The following is a 23,761-nucleotide window of genomic DNA, read 5'->3' as shown; positions in this document are numbered from 1 at the left end:
AGCCTCACACTTCAATCCCATAGCACAAGGGCGACCATATGGTCGCCCTTGTTATTTCCATCGCGTTCGAAATCAGGGATATCACCGAGCCGGTCGCTTGGCTGCCCCGCCTTTGGCCGCAGGCTTGCCGCCCTGAGCGGCGGGTTTGGCACCCGGCTTGGCAGAGCCCGCGCGGGTCGGCGCCTTGCCCTTATGGGCCGGTTTCCCCTGCCCTGCCGGTTTGCCCTCAGCGGTACCCTGTCCAGCCCCCTGAGCGGCGGGTTTGCCGTTGCCAGCCCCTTTCTGCAACTGGGCGCCTACCGGTTTGCCATTGCCCGCCTTGCCGCCATTTCTGCTGGCCGCCGGGGCATTGCCTGCACCGGCCTCGCTTCGGGCGGCCTTGTTGCCGGCCCCGTTGCTGCGCTGATGGGTGATGGCACTGTGGCGGGTCAGGGCGGGTTTCAAGCCCTTGCTGCGGCTGCGCTCGGCCTTGGCTTCGCCACGCCCTTCCGGCGGCACCAGGCAGTCGGGGCCGTTGCCAATCAGGTGGCCCTTGCCCATCTCCAGCAGGGCTTCGCGGATCATCGGCCAGCCGGCCGGATCGTGATAGCGCAGCAGCGCCTTGTGCAGGCGACGGCGACGCTCCCCTTTCACCACGAACACGTCCCCGCCCTGGCGGCTCACCTTGTTGAGGGGGTTTTTCTCCGTGTAATACATGGTGGTGGCGTTGGCGAGCGGCGACGGGTAGAAGTTCTGCACCTGATCGAGCTTGAAGCGGTTGGACTTGATCCAGAGCGCCATGTTCACCATGTCCTCATCCGTGGTGCCCGGGTGGGCGGAGATGAAGTAGGGGATCAGGTACTGCTGCTTGCCCGCCTCTTTGGAGTACTTGTCGAACAGCTCCTTGAAGCTGTAGTAGCTGCCCATGCCCGGCTTCATCATCTTGGAGAGCGGGCCCTCCTCGGTGTGTTCCGGCGCGATCTTGAGGTAGCCGCCGACGTGGTACTTGGCCAGCTCCTTGATGTAGCGCGGATCTTCCACCGCGATGTCGTAACGCACCCCGGAGGCGATCAGTATCTTCTTGATGCCCTTGAGGTCGCGCGCCTTGCGATAGAGGTTGATGGTCGGGCTGTGGTCCGTGTCCATGTGCGGGCAGATGGTCGGCCAGACGCAGGAGGCACGGCGACAGGTCTGCTCGGCCTTGGGGCTCTTGCAGCGCAGCTTGTACATGTTGGCGGTGGGGCCGCCGAGATCCGAGATGACGCCGGTAAAGCCCGGCACCTTGTCGCGGATCTCTTCGATTTCTTTGAGGATCGACTCTTCCGAGCGACTCTGGATGATGCGCCCCTCGTGCTCGGTGATGGAGCAGAAGGAGCAGCCGCCGAAGCAGCCGCGCATGATGTTGACCGAGGTCTTGATCATGTCGTAGGCCGGGATCTTCTCCTTGCCATAGGCCGGGTGCGGCACCCGCTGGTACGGCAGACCGAACACCCCGTCCATCTCGTCGGTTTCGAGGGGGAAGGCGGGCGGGTTGACCCAGATGATGCGATCGCCGTGGGCCTGGGAGAGCGCGCGGGCGCAGCCCGGGTTGGTCTCGTGGTGCAGGATGCGGGACGCATGGGCGTAGAGCACCTTGTCCTCCTTCACCCGCTCGAACGCCGGCAGCTTGACGTAGGTCAGCTCCCAGGGTTTTTGCTTAGGGGGCTGCACCAGGATGGGCTTGGCCTCCTGCTCCATCGGCGCGGTGCCTTCGTCGTCCGCGCAGGGGGCCCCTTCCATATAGGGGTTGGGGATGGGATCGATGCGGCCAATCTGGTCCAGCTTGCTCGAATCCACCCCGCGCCAGCCCGGCAGCGGCTCCTTGCGGATGACGGCGGTGCCGCGAATGTCCTGCATGGTCTCGATGGTCTCGCCACCGGCGATGCGGTGAGCCACCTCCACCAGGGGGCGCTCGGCGTTGCCGTAGATGAGGATGTCGGCCTTGGCGTCGATGAGGATGGAGCGACGGATGGTCTCGGACCAGTAGTCGTAGTGGGCGATGCGACGCAGGGACGCCTCTATGCCGCCGATGACCACGGGGACCTCTTTATAGGCCTCCTTGCAGCGCTGGGTATAGACCAGGGTGGCGCGGTCCGGCCGCTTGCCGCCCACATCCCCGGGGGTGTAGGCGTCGTCGTGGCGCAGCTTCTTGTCGGCGGTGTAGCGGTTGATCATGGAGTCCATGTTGCCCGCCGTCACCCCGTAGAAGAGGTTCGGCTTGCCCAGGCGCATAAAGTCATCCTTCGACGACCAGTCCGGCTGGGCGATGATGCCGACCCTAAAGCCCTGGGATTCGAGCATGCGGCCGATCACCGCCATGCCGAAGCTCGGGTGATCCACGTAGGCGTCGCCTGTCACCAGCACGATGTCGCAGCTGTCCCAGCCGAGCTTGTCCATCTCCGCGCGGGACATGGGCAGGAAGGGCGCCGTGCCGTAGCACTCGGCCCAGTAACGGGGATAGGAGAAGAGGTTGGTAACCGGCTGCATTTTGACCACCTGGAACAATTCGGGTCGCGCATTATACCGGCAGAGCCAGGCGGGGGCGACGGCTTTTTGCCCCCACAGAACGCGAGGGGAAAGGGCCCCTTTGCACGGACGTGGCAGGCCGGCGTGACAAACTCGGATCTCATCAACAAGCAGGGCGCCCATTGGCGCCCTGCTCATGTCATCATGGGTCGGCCAGCTAGGCCGCCGGCTGGTCCCGCCCTTTCTGTGGCGTTCCCTCGTCCGGGAGGGAGTGGCTCTCTGGCGTCGCCGCCAGCGCATCGCCCGCAAGCACTTTGCCCGCCAGCACCTCGTCCACCAGCCTGTCCCTCACCCCCGTCATGCCTGCGCGTCTGGCGATCAGCTGATAGATGGCGGGCACCACCAGCAGGGTGACCAGGGTCGCCAAGGACAGTCCGAAGAAGACCACGGTGCCCACGGCCATCCGGCTCTCGTAGCCCGCCCCCATGGAGATCATCAGGGGCACGGCACCGATGATGGCGGTCAGCGAGGTCATCAATATGGGGCGCAGGCGGCGCACCGAGCCTGCGATGATCGCCTCCTCGAACCCCTCGCCGCGCTGGCGCAGCTGGTTGATGAACTCCACGATGAGGATGCCGTTCTTGGTCACCATGCCGATCAGCATGATCATGCCGATCTGGCTGTAGATGCTGAGCTCCTGCCCCGTGAGCCAGAGGCCGAGCAGGCCGCCGAAGATGCCAAGCGGCACCGTCATCATCACCACCGCCGGGGTCAGCAGGCTCTCGAACTGGGCCACCAGCACCAGGTAGACCACCAGCAGGGCGAGGCCGAACACCAGCACCATCTCCCCCTGGTTGTCGCGATAGTCCTTGGACTCGCCGGCGTAATCCACCGACATGCCGGTGGGCAGGTGATCCGCGGCCCAGCCGTCCAGGAAGTCCAGGGCCTCCCCCAGGGTGTGGCCGGGGGCCACGTCCGCGGTGAGGGCAACCGCCTTCTGGCGCTGGTAGTGGTTGAGGCGCTGGGGGCTCGCCACCTGGGTGACGGTGGCCAGGGTCGAGAGGCTCACCATCTCGCCGCTCGCGGCCTTGAGATAGATGCGGCTGACGTCCGAGATGCCGTTGAACTGGGTCTGGTTGGCGCGCAGGTAGACGTCATACTCCTCACCCCTGTCCACATAGGTGGTCTGGCTGACGCCGCCAAGCAGGGCCTGCAACGAGCTCGCCACGGTCGACACCGGGATGCCGAGCTGGCTCGCCCGCTCCCGCTCTATGGTCACCTGCAGCTCCGGGGTCTTCTCGGCGTAGTCGAGATCCGGGCTCAGCATCAGGCCGCTCTGGGTGGCGGCCTCCTTGAGCGCCAGCCCCTGCTGGTAGAGCTCGCCATAGTCGGAGCCCTGCAGCACGAACTGGACGGCGGCAGTGGAGCCGCCCCTGAACCCCGGCTGGAAGGTGCGGATCATCACGTCCGGGATGCCGGCGAGCAGGCCGCTGAGGCTGCGGCCAAACTCGGTGGCGGTCACATCCCGCTCGGCCCAGTCGGTGAGCTGGATGATGGCCATGCCGGTCTGATCGCCGCCGCGCCCGAAGGCCGGGGTGCTGAAGCTCATGGCCTGCACCACCCCCTGGCCGAGCAGCGGCAGGATGGCGGCCTCCACCTGCTGCATGTTGCGCTTCATCCGCTCGATGCTGGTGCCCTCGGCCCCTTTCACGAAGACGTAGAGCACGCCCCTGTCCTCGGTCGGGGTGAGGCTCGCGGGCAGCTTGCCAAACAGGGCGCCGATGCCGCCGAGGCAGAGCAGCAGCACCAGGGGCATCCAGACGGCGCGGCGCAGCACCCAGCCCAGCAGGCGGCGGTAGCGTTCCTCCACCCAGCCAAGGCCCCGGTCCAGAGTGGCGGTCAGGGCGTTGGGTTTATGGACGGCGCGCATCAGCCAGGAGCCCATGGCCGGGGTCAGGGTCAGGGCCACCAGGGAGGAGAAAAGCACGGCGAGCGACAACAGAATGGCAAACTCGGTGAAGAGCCGGCCCACCATGCCGTCCATGAAGGCGATGGGCACGAACACCATCACCAGCACGGCGGTGGTGGCGATGACCGCGAAGCCCACCTCCCGGGTGCCGTGCCAGGCCGCCATCAGGGGGGATTCCCCCCGCTGCAGGTGGTGGTGGATGTTCTCCACCACCACGATGGCGTCATCCACCACCAGACCGATGGCGAGGATCAGCGCCAGCAAGGTGATGAGGTTGATGGAAAAACCCAGATACCAGGCACCGATAAAGGCCGAGATAAGGGAGACGGGCACAGTGATGGCCGGGATCAGGGTGGTGCGCCCCTGGCCGAGGAAGAGATAGAGCACGGCCACCACCAGCACGGCGCAGATGGCGAGCGTCTCGTACACCTCGTCGATGGCCTGCTTGATGAAGATGGTGGAGTCGTAGTCCACCTCCAGGCTGGCCCCCTCCGGCAGGAAGCGCTGCATCTCCACGAGCTTCTTCTCGATGCCCTGGGCCACGGCCAGGGGGTTCGCGGTGGACTGGGCGACGATGCCGATCCCCAAGCTCTCGCGGCCGTTGCGCTGGTAGGCGCTGTCTTCGTTCTTGGCCCCCACCTCCACATCGGCGATGTCGGCCAGGTAGATGCTCTCGCCGTTGGCGGCGGTCGTCACCGGCAGGGAGCGGAAATCCTCGGCGCTGTGATAGAGACGCGCGATCTGCACCGCCATGGTCATGCTGTTGTTGCGGATCTCCCCCCCCGGCAGCTCGATATTCTCCCGCTTGAGGGCGTCCTGCACGTCTGCCACCGTGATGCCACGGGCGGCCATGTCGGCGGGGCGCAGCCGCACATACATCACCTGGGTCAGATCGCCGGAGAGGGAGACCTCGCTCACCCCGTCCACCAGGCTCAAGGGATCCACCAGCATGCGGTTCGCGTAGTCGGTCAGGGCGGTGCGGTCCATCTGGGTGCTGCTGAAGTTCAGCCAGATCGCCACGTCGCCGTTGCCGTTATCCTTGGTCACCATGGGCTCGTCGGCGTCGTCCGGGAGCCTGGGCCTCGCGCGGGAGATGGCATCGCGCACGTCGGAGGTGCCCTCCAGCATGTTCCAGCCGAGCTTGAACTCCACCGTGATGGAGGAGCGCCCCTTGCGGGTCACCGAGTTGATGTTCTTGATGCCGCTGATGCCGGAGAGCTGGTCCTCGATGGGCTTGGTGACCTGGCTCTCCATCACCTCGGGGGCGGCCCCCTCATAAGTGGTGGTGATGGAGACGGACGGGGTCTGCACGTCCGGCATCTCCCTGACCGTCAGCTTGCTGAAGGCCACCAGGCCGAACACGGTGAGCAGGGCGCTGATGACCACCGCCACCAGCGGGCGGCGCACAGAGATATCGGAGAGCCACATCAGCCTTTTACCTCGCTCAGGTCGTGCACCAGGGCACCGTCGCGCAGGTTCACCAGCCCCTCGACCGCGATGCGATCGCCGACGTTCAACCCCTTCAGCACCCACACTTCTTCACCGTGGGTGTCACCGAGTTCCACCGGGATGCGCTTCACCCGGCCGTCTGCCTCCAGGCGATAGACGAAGCGCTGCTCGCCGGCATACTCCACCGACTGGGCGGGGATCAGGGTCATCTTCTGGGCCGGCAGGGAGAGCTCCACGTTCATCAGCATGCCGGGGCGCAGCTGGCCGCCGGGATTGGGCAGGATGACCCGTGCCTTGATGTTCTGGGTATCGCTTGAAACGCGACTGTCGAGGGTCTCCAGCACGCCGGAGAAGGCTTGATCCGGCCAGGCGGAGCTGGTCGCCGTCACCGTCATGCCGGGGCGCAGCAGGGAGAGGTAGCGTTCAGGGACCGCCAGATCGAGCCGCAGCTTGGCGAGCTCGTCTAGGTGCAGCAGCACGTCGCCGCTGTTGACGAGGGCCCCCTCGCTGAGATCGATGAGGCTGACGGTACCGTCGAAGGGGGCGGCCAGGGTGCGCAGGGAGAGTTCATAGCGGGCCGCATCCACCCGGGCCTGGGCCTGGGCCACCGTGGCCTCCTGCCCCTCCAGCTCGGAGGTGGTGACGGCACCGCGGGCCACCAGCTTGCGCATGTCCCGCAGCTTGCGCGCCTCGTCACGCACGCTGGCGCTCTGCTCGGCGAGCTCCGCCTGCTGCTTGCCCGCATCCAGGGCGATTAGGGTCTGCCCCTGTTTGACCTGCTGGCCGGAACTCACCGCGATGGTGGCAATGCGGCCGGTCACCTCGGGACTGATGGCCACAGAGCGATTGGCCGCAAGCTTGCTCACCAGCTTGATGGAGGGCTCGGCCAGACTCTGCCTGACGGTTTCGGCCCTGATATTGATCTCTCTTGGTGCAGGCTTGCTGGCGGGTTCAGCCTGCCGCAGATGCCAGGCGCCCGCCGCCAGCAATAGAAGAAGAGGGAAAAGCCACAGCCACACGCGCGTTTTCATCACAAGATCCATGCAGTCAAAGAGAGAGGAAGAAGAGATAGCTTCATCAAGGATGGCACCATGTTACCCCCTGACTATGCCGTGACTATGTATAAATGTGACAAAACGTAACAGTCCGGTGAGAAGATCATCAAAAACGCATCTTGTCGGCACGCGCGTCAGGGTTCTGCCTTACACTGATGCCGACTCTCGCCATCTTCCGGTACGCCCATGTCCATTCCCTCCCCCGCCTTTGCCAGATACCGATTGCAGTGGCTGCTGCTGGGCCTCGGCCTGCTGCTGTTGCTGCTCGCCCTGCAACATGCGTTTCGCCAGGTTACCGAGATCAACAAGCGTGACACTATCAACGCCGCGACCCAGCTCAGCAGCCAGCACCAGCGGATGGAGACCTTCCTTGAGGCCATGCGCGGCCAAGCGGAGGAGCGCCTGCGCAGCAATCCCCAGTCCGTGCTCTCTCGCCAGCTCTATCAGGCGCTGCAATCCGACGGGGAGCACGGCATCAACCTGGATCGCATCCCCGTCGATCTGCCCCCCGCCCTCATCGGCAACCTGACCGGGCAGGGCCCGCTGCCCCATGACGGCAGCGAGCGGCAAGCCAGAATACATCTCGCCCTCAGCCTCTCCCCCCTGCTCGCCACGGCCAGCAAGCTGCTGGACAGGGACGTGGCCTGGATCTACTTCACCGGTACGGACAATTTCATCTACCTCTATCCCTGGGTGCCATCCAGCCAGTTTCGCTTCGATCCCGTGATTTACAGCAAGGCCTACTGGCAGGAGGCGATGGCCAGGTATCCCCACCTGGAGCACGCCATGCTCTCGCGCCCCTACCAGGATTTTGCCGGACGGGGGCAGATGATCACCCTCTCCCAGCCCATTACCCAGGGCGGCCAGATCATTGGCCTGCTCAGCATCGACATCCAGACCGTCACGCTGGCGCAGACCCTGCACCGCCTCGCCCCCCGGATTGGCACCCTGTTCCTGCTCAACGCCCATCAGCAGATCCTTGCCAGCAGCCAGTCCGGTACCGCGCCGCCCCCGGTCAGGACGGCGCAGTCAGCGGAATATGAGTGGCAACAGGGCGCCCTGCAGCTCGTCTATCCCATCCCGGAGACACCGCTCTCCCTCATCCATCGCATCCCGCTGCTGCCTCTGCTGCAGACGCTGTTGTGGCAATCGGCAACGGCGCTCATCACCATTCTCTGTCTGGTGGTGGCGACCGTCTCCAGCCTGCGTGCCCAGCGCCTCAACCGGCGCCTCAACTACCTGTCGCGCCACGATGCCCTGACCGGCGCCTTCAACCGCCACTACTTCGATGCCTTCGAACACCGCCAGTCCCTGGCAGGCCGCCAACGCATCGGCGCCATCATGTTTGACTGCGATCACTTCAAACAGGTCAACGACCGTTTCGGCCACGGGGTGGGCGATCAGGTCCTCATCCGTCTGGTGCAGCTCTGCCAGTCCCTGCTGACACGGGAGTGCCACCTGATCCGCTGGGGCGGCGAGGAGTTCCTGCTGCTCGTCGCCGATGAAGCGATCCCTCTGGCCCCCTTGGCCGAGCGGCTTCGCCTGTGCATAGCAGAGCATCCCTGGAGCGCCATCGCGGCCGAGCTGAAGGTGACCGTCAGCCTGGGCCACTGTCGCCAGTCACCGGCCATCTCCTTGCAGGAGGTGATCCGCCGCGCCGATATCGCCCTCTATCAGGCCAAGGCCAACGGCCGCAATCGCAGCGAAGCGTGGCGGGATGACGGACAGGAGAAGCCGGAGTAAGCTGGACTCCCACTTCATGTCAGGAGACGCAACTGTGTCACGAAAACCCCGTCTGGGATTGGCCCTGGGCAGCGGTGCGGCCCGAGGATGGGCCCACATCGGCATCATCCGTGCCCTGGAGCGACTCGGCGTCAAGCCGGATCTGGTGGCTGGCTGCTCCATCGGCAGCTTTGTCGGCGCCGCCTATGCCGCTGGTGAACTGGACAAGCTGGAGAGCTGGGTGCGCGGCTTCAGCCGCCTGCAGGTCATGGGGCTGCTCGATCCTGCCCTCTCCGGCGGCCTGTTTCGCGGTGATAAGGTATTTGGCATCGCCGCCGGCCATCTGGGGGATCCCGCCATCGAAAGCCTGCCGCTGCCCTTTGCCTGCGTCGCCACCGAACTCGATACCGGTCGCGAGATCTGGTTGCAGGAAGGACCGCTTCGCCAGTGTGTGCGAGCCTCCTGCGGTATGCCCGGCCTGCTCACCCCGACCCGGGTGGAGGATCGCTGGCTGGTGGACGGGGCCGTGGTCAACCCGGTCCCCATCTCCCTAGCCCGCGCCATGGGAGCCGAGGTGGTGATCGCCGTCAACCTCAACACCGACATGCACCAGCCCTGGACCGACGAACCGGACGAGCCCGTGCAGGGGGGGCTGCTCAGCCAGTGGTTGAACCGGGGCGAGCGCGAACCCAGTACCCCCGGCATGTGGGGGGTGATGACGGGCTCCATCAACATCATGCAGGAGCGCATCACCCGTGCCCGGATGGCCGGGGATCCCCCCGAGATCCAGCTCTGCCCGCGCCTTGGCAACCTCTCCATCATGGATTTCCACCGCGCGAGCGACGCCATCAACGAGGGGGAAGCCTGTGTCGAGCGCAACCTGGAGCAGCTCAAGGAGGAGCTGTCACGACTCTGCCTGATATGAAGGCATATCGGGGTAAAAGACAAAAAGAGCGCCAATAGGCGCTTTTTTGTTTCGGGCGACGCGGCTCAGAACAGCCCCAGCCCCTTGAGCATCACCACCAGGATCAGCAGCGGCGACACATAGCGGATGATGAAAAACAGGGGGCTAAGGATGGGCAGCGCCAGCTTGCCTCCATTGGTCAGCGCCGTCGTCATCCGCTCGAATCCCCATACCCAGCCCACAAAGAGGCAGAGGAAGATGCCGCCAAGGGGCATCAGCACGTTGGAAGAGACGAAGTCGAACAGATCGAAGAAGGTTTTCCCGCCAACCTGCACATCCGCCAGCGTGCTGCTCGAGAGCGCACAGGTCGAGCCGACCGCCCCCAGCACCAACAGGTTGATCAGGGTCGCCCTTGTACGGCTCATGTGAAAGCGCTCGGAGAGCACCGAGACCGGCACCTCCAGGATGGAGAGCATGGCCCCGGTGGCTGCGATGGCGGAGAGCACGAAGAAGAGCACCATGAAGAGGTGTCCAAACGGGATGCTGGCAAAGACCGCGGGTATGGTGATGAACAGCAGGGAGGGGCCTGCGCTCGGCTCGAAGCCAAAGGCAAACACCGCCGGGAAGATGGCGATCCCCGCCAGCATGGAGACGAAGAGATCCGCGCACATCACCCGTACCGTGGTGAGAGGGATGTGCTGATCGTCCCGAAAGTAGCTGCCATAGGTCATCATGCAACCCATCCCGATGGAGAGCTTGAAGAACGCCAGCCCCATGGCCGTCAGCACGACGCCTGCGGTCACCTTGGAGAAATCCGGCGAGAACAGGAAATGCAGTCCTTCGCTTGCTCCGGGCAGAGTCAGGCTGCGCACGCCTATCACCAGCAGCAGGATGAAGAGCAGTGGCATCAACCGCTTGGTGACCGCTTCGATCCCCCTGGAGACCCCCATCAGCAAGATCCCCCCCATCAGGGCCAGCACCAGCCACTGCCAGAGCAGACTCTGCAAGGGATCCGTGATGAGTGAATTGAAGGCAGCACCCGTGACGGCGGGATCGGTGGAGAGGATCTCGCCGCTGGCCGCCTTGAAGATGTAGGCAAACACCCAGGCCGCCACCTCGGAGTAGAACGACATGATGAGGAAGGCCGCGCTCACCCCCATGGCGGCGATCAGCCACCAGGGTTGCCCCTTTGGAGCCAGCTTGATGAGCCCGCTGACCGCATCCGTCCTGGCCTCGCGCCCCAGCATGATCTCGGAGATCATCACCGGCAATCCCACCAGCAGGGTGGCGATGACATAGACCAGCAGAAAACCGGCGCCACCGTTCTCACCGGTCAGATAGGGAAACTTCCAGATATTCCCGAGCCCGACGGCAGACCCCAGGGTCGCGGCCAGCACGCCAAAGGTGCTGGTAAACCCATCTCTGGCTTTGGTAATGGATTGGCTCATCGTTGTCTCACTGTGTGGATCACCGCCTGAATTAAAAGGGTCGGAGTGTTCCGTGGATTAATCCAGCCCGACAAGATGATTTAGTGAAAATCGCCGTTGACCGCACACAACGCATTATTTAATTAAATAATCATCCATTTTGACAAATAAAAAATGCCGCCTCGAGGGCGGCATTTTTATCAAGGTTGAACTGAATCAAGCCTTGGCAATATCGTCCGGACCGATCTGGCCGATTTCGGCGACTTTCTTGTCAGCCAGCAGCCAGAGGGTGAACTTGTGCAGATCGGGGTGGTGGGCCAGGGCAACCAGGAAGGCGCCTCCGACTTCACGGTAACCCAGTTCATAGTTCTTCAGGGTGGTTGGGGGGACGCCCAGCAGATCGGCAAACTTGGGACGGCTCAGGCCTACCGCTTCGCGGATCTGACGGATCTTCTTGCCAACAGTTACGATATTTGAATTCATGTGTTTCATACTCCGTTCGGCGGATTGACTCCACCTTTATTTTTCGCGACGACTCGTAGTCAAGTGTATCAGTTTTGAACGGACTCGTTATGGTCGAGCCTCTATCTATAATCAGCGTCTTTCGACGACAACCCTTCACAAACCTCGGGGATGGTAATCGCTGCGTCGCCTCAGGTAAACAGTCTCGAAAAGAAACCTTTCTTGTTGCCCGGCCATCCCTCGTATAATTCGCCGGTTATTTCCAAGAGAGTCATCAACATGGCATTTCCCGGCATCATTTCCCGTCTTCATTCCGACCCGGACTCCCTCCCCCGTCAGCTCGCCCAGGGTCTACAGACCCGGGCCGAAGCGTTCTGGCTGCCCATGGCCATGCAGGGGGACGCCACCACCGTGCTGGCGGCCCTCCCGGACAGCTGCAGCCTCTATCTTGAAGGCCAGGCGACGCTTCCCCTGCGCAGCCACGACGGCGTCGTGGCAGAAAACGGCACCCTGGCACTGGGCAATGGTCACACGATGACGCTGGCCAGGGAGAAAGGCGATGGCGGCATCGTGCCGGAAGACAGCCTCGCCGAGATGGCCCAATGGCTGGAAGCAGGTCATCGGCACTTCATCTGCTCCACCGCCGTCCAGCCCGTGGCGCGGGCCATCCTCAACATCTGGCCTCTCGATCCCTACCTCGCCCGTCACTTCTTGCTCAGTTTCATACCCTTGCTGTGCGAAGCAACCGAGGCGGACTATCTTGCGGTCCTCTCGGTCAGGGCGGGTGACGCCATCCCGCGGCACGCTTGGGCTGAGGCTTATATGAAGCTTGAGAAGAAACTGCATCGCGCCTACTTGGATCACTAATAAATCCCAAGAAACAGCCAGTTATCCCTACGACACAATTTGCCCCATCCCTTATCTGTGAGCTTGATCATGTTTTGAAATGGGCATAAAGTGCGCCACGTCATCGGAATGACGTCGGCTGTTCGTGGCGGAGTATGCATTGTCGACAGTGCAACCCGCACACTTGTGCACCCAGATACGTGCCTCCTGGATGGATCTAGGATCCCTGTTCGCACCAACGTCGTTGGTCGACAGAGCCAGCAGCTTACATAAATTACAAAGTGCGAAGCACGTGAACAACGTGCCATCTCAACGAGGATTATTTTATGATGAAAATGGCTCCTTCCCTGATCGCCATCGCTATGGCCACCATGGGTGCAACTGCAGCTCACGCCGCTGACGACATCTACTTCGGCGCCGGTGTTGGTGCAACTCACTTCAACGGTCTGAACAAGATCGAAGGCGTGAACGTTGGCGAAGAAGATGCGGCTGCTGCCAATGCCTTCGTTGGTTACAACTTCAACGAATACTTCGGTTCCGAGCTGGGCTACCAGTACACCGGCCGTGGCAACACCGACGGCAACCGTTACGAGAGCCAGGGTGCCACCCTGTCCGGTATCGCTCGTCTGCCGCTGGGCAACGATTTCTCCCTGTTCGGTGAAGCTGGCGCCTACTGGGGCCACACCGACGGTCTGGGCACCAGCGATACCAAAGTATCCCCGCTGGCCGGTGCCGGTGTGACCTACAAGGTCAACGACGCGCTGGATCTGCAAGCTCGCTACCGCTACATGTGGGACGTGGCTGACCTGCACGCCGACAACGTACGCTACAAGTCCAACCAGAGCGTTGCGACCCTGGAAGCCGTTTACCACCCGTTCCGTACTTCCTACGTAGCGCCTGCTCCGGCCCCGGTTGTTGAAGAAGCACCGGCCCCGGCTCCGCAAATCGTTGAGAAGAACTTCGCCCTGAACTCCGACGTGCTGTTCGCCTTTGGCAAAGACAGCCTGAAGGCCGAAGGCGTGCAAGCCCTGAACGCTCTGTACCAGCAAATCGTTGAGTTCCAGCCGAAAGACGGCAACGCCGTTGTTGTTGGTTACACCGACCGTATCGGTTCCGACGCTTACAACCAGAAGCTGTCTGAAGCTCGTGCCCGCACCGTTGCCAACTTCCTGGTCAGCAAGGGTATGGCTGCCAGCAAGGTTGCCATCGAAGGTCGCGGCGAAGCCAACCCGGTCACCGGCACCAAGTGTGACGGCGTCAAGGCCAAGGCTCAGCTGATCTCCTGCCTGGCTCCGGACCGTCGCGTAGAAGTTCGCGTATCCGGAGTACAAGAAGTTCAAAAGTAATCTGACTTCGCTCAGGTAACGTAAAAAAGGGGATGCCACGGCATCCCCTTTTGCTGTCTCTCTCCTCCCCCCAGCGACACTCTCTGTCTCACCTTTTCTCGCCTTTGCTCCCCTATTGCGGCCCCGCGACACCGGTGTCGGCGCTGCATATCTGTGCAGAAACTTGATCACGCTGATTCAAAAGAATACAGTAGCAACGCTTGTAAGACATTGGATGAACTATTAAAAGTGCTCAGTGCCCGGTTAGTTGTCCATGGAGAAACAGCTTCATGAGAATCCAGGTTTCCATCCATTTTTTATTCAAGCCGTCCGTGATCCGCTCACGGTGTCGCACATGAAGTGTCATCTGCGACCGGTATAACAAAGAGTGCGCAGTACGCCCATAGCACGGCAACTCAACGAGGATAAAACGATGAAAATGAAAATGGCACCAACCCTGATTGCTCTGGCCATTGCAGCCATGGGAACCACCACCGCTCAGGCGGCCGACGACTGGTACACGGGTATGGGTGCAGGTTGGGCCTATGGCCACGACCTGGATACCTTCGGCCAGGATGCTGACAAGGACGCCACCGCGCTCTCCCTGTTCGGCGGTTACAACTTCACCGAGAACTTTGCCGCCGAGCTCGGCTATCTCTATGCCGGCAAGGCTGGCGTCGATGGCGTCGACTTCAAGACCCAGGGTGCCACCCTGTCCGGTATCGCACGCCTGCCCATGAATGACATCTTCTCCGTCTTCGCCGAAGGGGGTGCCTACTTCAACCACGTCAACGGCAACGGCCAGAGCGACAACGGCACCTCGCCGCTGGCGGGTCTGGGTCTGACTGCCAAGCTCTCCGACCTTATCGACCTGCAGGCCCGCTACCGCTACATGTGGGATCTGGGTGACGATCAGAAAACCTGGAAAACCGACATGAGCGTCGCCACCCTGGAACTGGTGATGCACCCGAACCGCACCACCTATGTGGCACCGGCCCCGGCACCGGCTCCCGAGCCGGTTCCCGAACCCGTCATGGTCGACAAGAACTTCTCCCTGAGCTCGGACGTGCTGTTTGCCTTCGGCAAATCCACCCTGAAGCCGGAAGGGGCTGTTGCGCTCAACACCCTGTATCAGCAGATCGTCGACGTCCAGCCGAAAGATGGCAGCGCCGTGGTGGTGGGTTACACCGACCGCATCGGCTCCGATGCCTACAACCTGAAGCTGTCTGAAGCCCGTGCCCGCACCGTGGCCGACTTCCTGGTTGGCAAGGGTCTGCCGGCTGGCAAGGTATCCATCGAAGGTCGTGGTGAAGCCAACCCGGTCACCGGTACCCAGTGTGACGGCATCAAGGCCAAGGCTCAGCTGATCGCCTGCCTGGCACCGGATCGCCGCGTCGAAGTGCGCGTCACCGGCGTACAGGAAGTGCAGCAATAAGAGGTTGACCACCTGTTGCAAAAAGGGGCCATTCCGGCCCCTTTTTTAATGCCCGCACGGCACCACCAACGCGGGCTGCCCACCTGCCTGCCCCACCGATTCTCCATACAGATGCGTCACTTAAATGGTTAATGCGCTCACATCGCCTATACATAATGTTGGCTATACATAGCAAAGGGCTGGGAGCCCTATAACACCCAACATCGACGAGGATACGCGATGAACATAAGACTGAAACCTGTGTGGATTGCATTGGCATTGGCGACGAGTGCCGCCCAGGCGGCACCTGTTCACGACTGGTATGTGGGGGCTGGGGGTGGCTGGGCCTTTGCCCATGACATCGATGATTTCAGCCAGGACGTCGGCAAGGACGCAACCGCCATCAACGCCTTTGTCGGCTACAACTACAACGAGAATCTGGGGGCAGAGCTCGGCTACCTCTCCACCGGTGACTGGGATATTGCCGGCCAGGACTTCAACAGCAAGGGGGCCACCCTGTCGGTCATTGGCCGTTTGCCCCTGGGGGACATCTTCTCTGTCTTTGCCGAAGGGGGCGGTTATCTCTATCACGTTGACTCCGTCAATGGGGGAGATGACAATCTTGCTCCCCTGGCGGGTCTGGGACTGACCGCCAGACTGAGCGACTGGGTAGACATCCAGACCCGCTACCGCTACATGGTGCGAGTCGGGGACGATCCTGACAACGACAAGGTGGGCAGCGGCACCAAACGCTGGGTCAGCGACATCAGTACCGCCACCATCGAGCTGGTGCTTCACCCCAATCGCACCGTCGCCGCAGTGCCGGTGGCCGCGCCTCTGGTCGTGGCACCGCCGCCCCCGGCTCCCGAGCCGGTGGATCAGACCTTCAACCTGAGTTCGGATGTGCTGTTTGCCTTTGGCAAGGCGGAGCTCAAACCGGAGGGGATGCAGGCACTCGACGCCCTCTACCAGCAGATCGTCGACGTCAAACCCAAGGATGGCAACGCCATGGTGATGGGCTACACCGACCGCATCGGCTCGGATGCCAACAACCAGGCACTGTCGGAGGCCCGTGCAAGCACGGTCGCCAACTTCCTGATTGGCAAAGGGCTGCCCGCCGACAAGGTGAGCATCCAGGGCAACGGCGAGAGCAACCCGGTCACCGGCACCCAGTGTGATGCCATCAAGGCCAGGGCTGCCCTCATCGACTGCCTGGCCCCGGATCGCCGGGTCGAAATCCGGGTCACCGGTGTCAGCAATCCCGCCGAGCCCGCCCCCGCCGAGCAACCGGCACAATAACCTCCTCTTCCTTCACAGCCGTGCACAAAAAAGGGATGCCGAGGCATCCCTTCTCCGTGTCTGTCCCCTTGGGATCAGAAGGAAGTACGACGATAGCGGCGGTACTCGGGGCGCCAGAAGTTCGCCTCGATGGCCTGATCGATCACATCATCGGGGGTCTGCACCGCCTTGCCCTGCAACATGGCGGTCTTGGCCACCATCTTGGCGATGTAGCGGGAGACCTGATGGATGTCCGCCAGATCCGGCAGCAAGGAGCCCTCTTCCCCCTTCACCAGGGGTGAACAATCCGCGAGGGCACGGCTGGCCGACATCAGCATGGCATCGGTCACCCGGTTGGCACCGGAGGCGATCACCCCAAGGCCGATCCCCGGGAAGATGAAGGAGTTGTTGCACTGGGCGATGACGTAGCGCTTGCCCTTGTACTCCACCGGTGCGAACGGGCTGCCGGTGGCGACCAGCACCTGGCCGTCGGTCCAACGAATGAGATCCGCCGGGGTGGCTTCCACCCGGGAAGTGGGGTTGGAGAGCGGGAAGATGATGGGACGGGCACAGTGCTTGTGCATGGTCTTGACCACTTCTTCGGTGAAGAGGCCGGGCTGGCCGGAGACCCCGATCAGGATGTCCGGGCGACCGTGTTCCATCACCTCCAGCAGGGAGATGTTGTCCCCCACCGGCCACTCCTTGATCCGCTCGACCGGCTGGGAGAGCTTGCGCTGGAAGTCGAGCTGGTTGGGGATCTTGTCGGTGATGAGACCGAATCGATCCACCATGAAGACCCGGCCCCGCGCTTCGGCGTCGGTCAGCCCTTCGGCCTTCATTTGCGCCACGATCTGCTCGGCGATGCCGCACCCGGCACTGCCCGCCCCGAGGAAGGCGACCCGCTTCTCGGAGAGCTTGGCACCGGAGGCCTTGCAGGCGGCGATGAGGCTGCCCAGGGTCACCGCGGCGGTCCCCTGAATGTCATCGTTGAAGCAGCACAGCTCATCCTTGTAGCGGTTGAGCAGTGGGGTGGCATTGCCCTGGGCGAAATCCTCGAACTGCAGCAGGATGTCCGGCCAGCGGCGCTTGACCGCCTGGATGAAGGCATCGACGAACTCGTCGTACTCTTCGCCGGAGATGCGCGGATGGCGCCACCCCATGTAGAAGGGGTCGTTCAGCAACTGCTGGTTGTTGGTGCCCACGTCCAGCACCACCGGCAGGCAGTAGGCCGGGGAGATGCCGCCACAGGCGGTGTAGAGGGAGAGCTTGCCGATGGGAATGCCCATGCCGCCGATGCCCTGATCCCCGAGGCCCAGGATGCGTTCGCCATCGGTGACCACGATCACCTTGACGTTCTGCTTGGTGGCGTTTTGCAGCATGTCATCGATCCTGTCCTTGTCCGGATAGGAGATGAAGAGGCCGCGGGCACGACGATAGATGTTGGAGAACTCCTCGCACGCCTTGCCGACCGTCGGGGTGTAGATGACCGGCAGCATTTCGGTGAGGTGATTGTTCAGCAGGCGGTAGAAGAGCGTTTCGTTGGTATCCTGGATATTGCGCAAATAGATGTGCTTGTCCATGTCGTTGCCAAACGCCATGAACTGGCGATAGGCACGCTCTGCCTGCTCTTCGATGGTTTCGATGTTCTGGGGCAGCAGACCTTCCAGGTTGAAGCTGCTGCGTTCTTCGCTGGTGAAGGCGCTGCCCTTGTTGAGCAACGGCGTCTCCAGCAGGGCTGGACCTGCGTAGGGAATGTAGAGGGGACGTTTCTGATTATTATCTTCAAACATGGATCTGTACCTTGACTGTGTGGCCCGTCGATCCTATGGGCTTGAGCCAACAATTTCAAAGGGTTTGCACCTCCCTTGCGAAAGGTTTGCGACCCAGTCGACGAAAGGCCCCCGGAGTCTGACCCGTCAGGTGGCGAAAACGGTTGGCAAAGTTGGCGCCGTCGCTGTATCCGACCCGGGCCGCCAGCTCGGCCAGCGGCCAGTTGGTGTAGAGCAGCAACTGGCGCGCCTTGTTCATGCGAAGCCCGGTGAGCCAGGCCATGGGGCCCATGCCGAACACCTGCTGGCAGAGCCGGTGCAGATGGGGCACCGAGCAGGCCATCTGGTCGGCCAGCAGGGCCACGCTCCAGGGCTCGTCCAGACGTGCCTCCACCCGCCGAAACAGCGCCTGCAGCCTAAGCTCCGGCGTGCCGCGCACCTCCCCCTGCAGGGTTCGCTCCAAGAGCGCCAGCAGCAGGCTCAGCAGCTGGGGCTGGAGTGGCGAACGTATTCCCTCCCCCTGCATCAGGCTGAGCAGGTGGTAGAGCTGCTCCCCCTCCTCCCCCTGCCAGATGCGATGGCCAAGCCGCTGCAGATGCTGCCAGCGAGGCACGTCGTCCAGCAGGATCCAACTGGTATGCCAGGCTTCCCCCACCAGCCTGAGGCCCCCCGGCACGGCGGCCGGGAGAAAGACCAGGGCTCCCGCCGGGATGGGCTGCTCCCCGCCATCGGTGAGCAGGGCGCCCCCCTCGTCATGGCTCACCATCAGGATGTGAAACTCCGGTCGGTTGCGGCGGATAAGGTAGTGCTCCCGTATCGTCGAGAGGCCGGTCAGGAAGACACCCGCCTCCCCAAGCAGAGGCAGCCCTTCGCGCCCCAGCATCCGCTCTTCGCAGGCCGGGGCGATTTCCAGACACTCGCTGATAAATGGCATAGCACCTCAACAGGATAGTTTTGCACAAGAAAGCCGAGAGAGGCTCACAGTGAAGCCTCCCGTTATCACCCCTATCATACCCACGACAAACCCTGATTTTTACCAACCCGGTTAACATAAATGAATTATTGGCAAGCGATTTTAAAACAAACCACCGATCGCGAGTTCATGACGCGACTGTGGCGACTGGCCCTGCCGGTTTCGCTGCAATCCATGATGTTCTCCCTGCTCGGCCTCATCGACATCATGATGGTGAGCCAGCTCGGCACCACGGCTGTGGCGGCGGTCGGCTTGGGCAACCGGGTCTTCTTCTTCAATCTGCTGGTGATAGCGGGGCTCTCGGGCGGGGTCTCGGTGTTGGCGGCACAATATTTCGGCCGTGGCGAGATGGCCGGGGTGCGCCGCTCCCTGGCCCTGGCCCTTGTGGGCGCCCTGGCGGTGAGCCTGCCCTTTGCCCTCGTCTATGTGCTCTCACCGGGCAGCGTGCTGGGGTTTGCCAGCCAGGAGCCCGCGCTGCGCGAGCTGGCCGACGAGTTCCTGATGATCACCGGCGCCACCATCCTCTGCACCGCCGTGGTGGTGCCCCTGGAGTCGGCCCTGCGCTCGGTGGGCAATGCCGCGGCGCCGACCCGCATCGGCATCATCGCCATCATCGCCAACGTCATCCTCAACTATGCCCTCATCTTCGGCCATTTCGGCGCCGAGGCCATGGGAGTAGCCGGCTCCGCCTGGGGCACCACCCTTTCGCGTCTGCTGCAGACCGCGCTGCTGCTTGCCTATGTGTGGCGTGCCGAGCCCCGTCTCATCCCGCGCAAGCAAGACTGGCTCGCCGCCTTCAGGCGCAAGGAGGTGGTGCGCTTCACCCTGATCGCCCTGCCGCTGTTGCTGCACGACGGGCTCTGGGCCTTCGGCATGCTGCTCTACGGCTTCCTCTACGCGCACCTCGGCACCGACGCCCTGGCCATCATGACCACCCTCGGCACGCTGGAGAGCATCCTCATCTCCCTCTTCTTCGGGCTGGCGGTGGCCTGCTCCACCCTGCTCGGTCACCGGCTCGGGGCAGAGGAGTATGACGAGGCCTGGCAACACTCCCAGCTCTTCCTGCTGCTCGCCCCCGTCGGCGCCCTGCTGGTGGGGACCGCCGTCTGGCTGATGCAGGGCAGCCTGCTGCAATGGGTCGGCAACCTGCCGGGCGAGCTGATGACTGAGGCCGGCCAGGTGCTCGCCATCATGTGCCTCGGCATGCTGCTCAAGGTGTTCAACATGGTGGGGATCGTCGGGGTGCTGCGCTCGGGGGGGGACGTCAACTACAGCATCTTCATCGACATCGTCGGCATGTGGTGCATCGGCCTGCCGCTGGCCTGGGTGGCGGTCAGCTTGCTGGGCTGGCCCCTCTCCTGGGTGGTGGCCGTGGTCCTGCTGGAGGAGCTCTCCAAGGTGCTGCTGGTGCAGCGCCGCATTCGCCAGCGCCGCTGGCTGCGCAATCTGGTGCTGGGATAAGGGAAGAGCGCAAAGCGGGAAAATGCGGGGTCATATCAATGACAGAAAATCCCGCTTTGCAGTATGCTGGCCCCCTCTTCAATCAGAGGCGGGGTGCGCCGGCCATGCCGACCCTTGTGCCCTGCCCAGTAGTCGTTTAAGGAGACGAGCATGCAACCACAAAAAGAGCGGATCACCGAGACTGCCCTGCTGGAGATGGCCAACAAGATCATTCGTGAACACGAGGACTTCATCCACGGCATGCGCGCCGACTCGGTGGAGCAGAAGGGGGACATTCTGGTGTTCAAGGGGGAGTTCTTCCTGGCAGAGGACGGCACCCCGACCGGCAAGACCATGGCGGTGTTCAACATGTTCAAGCTGCTGGCCCAGCAGCTCTCCGGCAAATACACCCTGGCCTGACGCCAGCCCCGTCATCACCGGATGCCGCCCTCAGGCGGCATCCGTTTTTGTGCGCCCTGCATCGCCCGCGGGTTTGCCGGCCTCGGCCACCACGCAGTTGCGACCCGCCATCTTGGCCATGTAGAGGCACTCGTCCGCCCGGTTGAGCAGATCCTCCACCCCCTCGCCACGCTGGGCCAGGGTCAGACCGATGCTCACCGTCACCTCCAGCAGCTCGTCGGAGGTGGGGCTTTTCACCAACCTCGCCTCCACCGCGACCCGCAGCCGCTCCGCCACCCGCTTGGCTTGTGCCAGATCCGTGCAACCGGGCAACAGGATGGCAAACTCCTCCCCGCCGTAACGCCCGAGCACCATGCCGGGCTCCAGTTGTTCCGACAGGGTGGCCGCCACCTCCTTGAGCACCGCATCCCCCGCCAGATGGCCGAAGGTATCGTTGATGCGCTTGAAGCGGTCCAGATCCAGCAGCAGCACCGCGAAGGGAGCCTGTTTGCGGATCATGGCGGCCCTCGCCTTCTCGAGCTGCTTCATCAGCAGGCGGCGGTTCATCATGCCGGTCAGCTCGTCCGTGGTGGATTCCCGATAGAGTTGCAGCAGCATGTTGAGCTGGCCGCACTGCACCCAGGCGCTGGCGATGGCAAAGAGCCCCAGCAGCCAGACCTGGTTGAGGGTCTGCACGCTCCAGAGAGGCTGGCCCACCAGCAGCCAGTTGCCCGCCAGCATGGTGGCCAGAATGCCCCCCGCCAGTTGCAGGCTGAGGGAGAGGGGAATGGGGAAGATGGCGAACAGGCTGATGAGCAGATAGGGGAAGGCCATGTAGCCCGCCTGCATCTCCTGATCCGCGCCGAAGCTGTGCAGGCAGATGAGGGAGAAGAGCATCATCACCGCCATCAGGTAGCCCAGCGCCAGCTTCATGCGCTCGCGCTTGAAGTGGATGAGATAGGAAAGGGGGATGAGGGGCGAGAGGGCCAGCAGGCAGAAGATCCTGACCTGGAACAGCGCCTCGAACTGGATGGCTGGCAGGGTCAGCCAGTCCACCAGGGCCCAGCTCGGGAGCCCCGCCATCAGCAGACAGGTGAGCAGCCGCAGCCGCACCGTCATGAAGCCCATCCGGGTCAGGGTAAAATCTTCGGAGTGGGCGCGGGCACTCCAGAACTCCGACAGCTTCAGCATCCAGAGTCTCCATCTTCGAACCGAGGGCTCATTCTACACCGTCCCCATCCTGATGCATCAGCCTCCCTGCCCTTTGTGAGGGATCGGTCTCACACAAACCGGCGGATCTTAATCGCCACAGGAAAACGTTTCAAACCATCGAGAAATAAACGAATTTGCGCTCAATTAGCGCTGGAAAGCGCGATACCAATCACTAAAATAGCGCCCAATTTTCTCCCATCCCCCCACACATTCGAGGTATTTATGGAACAGGCTGCCGCCCCAAGCGCCATCCGAGAGGCCCATCCCCCCAGGCGAGCCCACAGCGAACTGGTCTACGGCATCGAGGATGTCCCCACCCTGCCCCAGACCCTGTTCGCCGCCCTGCAGCATATGCTCGCCATGTTTGTCGCCATCATCACCCCGCCCCTCATCATCGCCAACGCCCTCGGCCTCCCCGCCGCCGACACCCGCTACATCGTCTCCATGTCCCTGGTCATGTCCGGCATCGCCTCCTTCATCCAGACCCGCCGTTTCGGCCCCCTCGGTTCCGGCCTGCTCTCGGTACAGGGCACCAGCTTCAACTTCCTCGGTCCCATCATCGCCTCCGGCCTCGCCCTCAAGCAGGCGGCCATGCCGACCGACGATCTGCTGGGCACCCTGTTCGGCACCATGCTGGCAGCGGCCCTCACCATCGTCGTCATGAGCCGCTTCCTGCACCTGGTCAAACGGATCATCACCCCGCTGGTGACCGGCATCGTGGTATTGCTCATCGGCCTGACTCTCATCAAGGTAGGGCTCATCAGCATGGGGGGCGGCTACGGCGCGCTGGCGGACGGCAGCTTCGCCAGCCACACCAACCTCTTTCTCTCCCTGCTGGTGCTCGGCCTCATCGTGCTGATGCAGCGCAGTCGCAACCCCTGGCTGCGCCTCTCCGCCATCATGATCGCCATGCTGGCGGGCTATGCGGTGGCGCTGCTGCTGGGCAAGGTGGCTGCCCCCACCTTCGACGGCCCCCTGCTGATGGTGCCTGTTCCGCTCCACTACGGGCTCGGCTTTGACTGGCAGCTGTTCGTGCCGCTCGCCATCATCTTCGTGGTGACGGCGCTGGAAGCCATCGGCGACATGACCGCCACCTCCGACATCTCCGGCGAGCCGCTGGAAGGGCCGGTCTACATGGCGCGGATCAAGGGGGGCGTGCTGGCCGACGGTGCCAACTCCATGCTGGCGGCGGTCTTCTCCACCTTCCCCATGTCCACCTTCGCCCAGAACAACGGCGTCATCCAGCTGACCGGGGTGGCCAGCCGCCACGTCGGCCTCTTCATCGCCGCCATGCTGGCCCTGCTCGGCCTGTTCCCGGCGGTGGCGAGCCTGGTGCAACAAATACCTGAACCCGTGCTCGGCGGCGCCACCATCGTCATGTTCGGCACCATCGCCGCCGCCGGGGTGCGCATCATCTCCCGGGAGGAGCTGGACCGCCGCGCCCTGATGATCCTGGCGGTGTCGCTCGCCATGGGCCTCGGAGTGGCCCAGGTACCCGAGGTGCTGCAACACCTGCCGGAGCTGGCCAGGAGCGTGCTCTCCTACGGCGTCGCCACCGGCGGCCTCACCGCCATCCTGCTCAATCTGCTGCTGCCCAGGCGCGCCGCCCCCCGGGCCTGAGGCCCCGCCATCC

17 protein-coding genes are annotated in these 23,761 nt (G+C 63.1%); 9 read left to right on the top strand and 8 right to left on the bottom strand.

The window, feature by feature from the left end:
• Nucleotides 1–81: 81 nt before the first annotated feature.
• The 3 genes from I6L36_RS19035 to I6L36_RS19025 form a co-directional block, all read right to left on the bottom strand.
• Nucleotides 82–2,505 carry a YgiQ family radical SAM protein gene (locus I6L36_RS19035; RefSeq protein ID WP_109112492.1) on the bottom strand — a complete coding sequence of 808 codons (2,424 nt, stop codon included), beginning with the start codon at nucleotides 2,503–2,505 and terminating at the stop codon, nucleotides 82–84.
• A gap of 196 nt (nucleotides 2,506–2,701) precedes the next feature.
• On the bottom strand, nucleotides 2,702–5,881 hold the full coding sequence (locus tag I6L36_RS19030) for an efflux RND transporter permease subunit (RefSeq protein WP_244077415.1): 3,180 nt from the start codon (nucleotides 5,879–5,881) through the stop codon (nucleotides 2,702–2,704).
• Nucleotides 5,881–6,933, bottom strand: coding sequence for an efflux RND transporter periplasmic adaptor subunit (locus tag I6L36_RS19025; protein ID WP_162540578.1), 1,053 nt, complete (start codon nucleotides 6,931–6,933; stop codon nucleotides 5,881–5,883). The genes I6L36_RS19030 and I6L36_RS19025 overlap by 1 nt, the downstream gene beginning before the upstream one ends.
• Nucleotides 6,934–7,143: 210 nt before the next feature.
• Between I6L36_RS19025 and I6L36_RS19020 the strand changes: the two genes are divergently transcribed.
• Both I6L36_RS19020 and rssA read left to right on the top strand, forming a co-directional pair.
• Complete coding sequence (locus I6L36_RS19020; RefSeq protein ID WP_162540579.1) at nucleotides 7,144–8,700, top strand: sensor domain-containing diguanylate cyclase; 1,557 nt, start codon at nucleotides 7,144–7,146, stop codon at nucleotides 8,698–8,700.
• A gap of 34 nt (nucleotides 8,701–8,734) precedes the next feature.
• On the top strand, nucleotides 8,735–9,604 hold the full coding sequence (gene rssA / locus I6L36_RS19015; RefSeq protein ID WP_029313973.1) for a patatin-like phospholipase RssA: 870 nt from the start codon (nucleotides 8,735–8,737) through the stop codon (nucleotides 9,602–9,604).
• 65 nt (nucleotides 9,605–9,669) lie between these two features.
• Here the strand turns inward: rssA and I6L36_RS19010 are convergent, their stop codons facing one another.
• Both I6L36_RS19010 and I6L36_RS19005 read right to left on the bottom strand, forming a co-directional pair.
• Nucleotides 9,670–11,031 carry a sodium-dependent transporter gene (locus tag I6L36_RS19010; protein WP_102948779.1) on the bottom strand — a complete coding sequence of 454 codons (1,362 nt, stop codon included), beginning with the start codon at nucleotides 11,029–11,031 and terminating at the stop codon, nucleotides 9,670–9,672.
• A gap of 195 nt (nucleotides 11,032–11,226) precedes the next feature.
• A complete protein-coding gene (locus I6L36_RS19005; RefSeq protein WP_010673503.1) occupies nucleotides 11,227–11,493 on the bottom strand; it encodes a DNA-binding transcriptional regulator in 267 nt (88 codons plus the stop codon).
• A 258-nt stretch (nucleotides 11,494–11,751) separates the two neighbouring features.
• Between I6L36_RS19005 and I6L36_RS19000 the strand changes: the two genes are divergently transcribed.
• The 4 genes from I6L36_RS19000 to I6L36_RS18985 all read left to right on the top strand — a co-directional run bounded on the left by I6L36_RS19000 (nucleotide 11,752) and on the right by I6L36_RS18985 (nucleotide 16,356).
• Complete coding sequence (locus tag I6L36_RS19000) at nucleotides 11,752–12,339, top strand: hypothetical protein (RefSeq protein WP_109112495.1); 588 nt, start codon at nucleotides 11,752–11,754, stop codon at nucleotides 12,337–12,339.
• A gap of 305 nt (nucleotides 12,340–12,644) precedes the next feature.
• On the top strand, nucleotides 12,645–13,664 hold the full coding sequence (ompA, locus tag I6L36_RS18995) for a porin OmpA (RefSeq protein ID WP_010673501.1): 1,020 nt from the start codon (nucleotides 12,645–12,647) through the stop codon (nucleotides 13,662–13,664).
• Between the two features lie 412 nt (nucleotides 13,665–14,076).
• Entirely contained in the window at nucleotides 14,077–15,078 is a 1,002-nt protein-coding gene (gene ompA, locus I6L36_RS18990) for a porin OmpA (protein WP_109112496.1), read from the top strand.
• Nucleotides 15,079–15,297: 219 nt separating this feature from the next.
• Nucleotides 15,298–16,356 carry an OmpA family protein gene (locus I6L36_RS18985; RefSeq protein WP_048208140.1) on the top strand — a complete coding sequence of 353 codons (1,059 nt, stop codon included), beginning with the start codon at nucleotides 15,298–15,300 and terminating at the stop codon, nucleotides 16,354–16,356.
• Between the two features lie 74 nt (nucleotides 16,357–16,430).
• Here the strand turns inward: I6L36_RS18985 and I6L36_RS18980 are convergent, their stop codons facing one another.
• Together I6L36_RS18980 and I6L36_RS18975 are read right to left on the bottom strand one after the other, a co-directional pair.
• Nucleotides 16,431–18,125, bottom strand: coding sequence for an NAD-dependent malic enzyme (locus I6L36_RS18980; RefSeq protein WP_039039301.1), 1,695 nt, complete (start codon nucleotides 18,123–18,125; stop codon nucleotides 16,431–16,433).
• Between the two features lie 55 nt (nucleotides 18,126–18,180).
• Complete coding sequence (locus I6L36_RS18975; RefSeq protein ID WP_216986788.1) at nucleotides 18,181–19,038, bottom strand: AraC family transcriptional regulator; 858 nt, start codon at nucleotides 19,036–19,038, stop codon at nucleotides 18,181–18,183.
• A 120-nt stretch (nucleotides 19,039–19,158) separates the two neighbouring features.
• Here I6L36_RS18975 and I6L36_RS18970 point away from each other — a divergent pair, with 120 nt between their 5' ends.
• Both I6L36_RS18970 and I6L36_RS18965 read left to right on the top strand, forming a co-directional pair.
• Complete coding sequence (locus I6L36_RS18970; protein ID WP_041213343.1) at nucleotides 19,159–20,538, top strand: MATE family efflux transporter; 1,380 nt, start codon at nucleotides 19,159–19,161, stop codon at nucleotides 20,536–20,538.
• A 150-nt stretch (nucleotides 20,539–20,688) separates the two neighbouring features.
• Entirely contained in the window at nucleotides 20,689–20,937 is a 249-nt protein-coding gene (locus I6L36_RS18965; RefSeq protein WP_010673495.1) for a YciN family protein, read from the top strand.
• 30 nt (nucleotides 20,938–20,967) lie between these two features.
• Here I6L36_RS18965 and I6L36_RS18960 read toward each other — a convergent pair whose 3' ends face one another.
• Nucleotides 20,968–22,107 (bottom strand): diguanylate cyclase, encoded by a 1,140-nt coding sequence (locus tag I6L36_RS18960; protein ID WP_010673494.1) that lies wholly within the window; start codon nucleotides 22,105–22,107, stop codon nucleotides 20,968–20,970.
• A 243-nt stretch (nucleotides 22,108–22,350) separates the two neighbouring features.
• Between I6L36_RS18960 and I6L36_RS18955 the strand changes: the two genes are divergently transcribed.
• Nucleotides 22,351–23,748 (top strand): nucleobase:cation symporter-2 family protein, encoded by a 1,398-nt coding sequence (locus tag I6L36_RS18955; RefSeq protein WP_216986787.1) that lies wholly within the window; start codon nucleotides 22,351–22,353, stop codon nucleotides 23,746–23,748.
• Nucleotides 23,749–23,761: the final 13 nt, after the last annotated feature.

The organism is Aeromonas sp. FDAARGOS 1406 (assembly GCF_019048565.1).
In the GTDB taxonomy this organism is placed as follows: Bacteria; Pseudomonadota; Gammaproteobacteria; order Enterobacterales; family Aeromonadaceae; genus Aeromonas; species Aeromonas caviae.
Note: the sequence above shows the minus strand (reverse complement) of the source record. Positions and strands in the feature narration are given on the sequence as shown.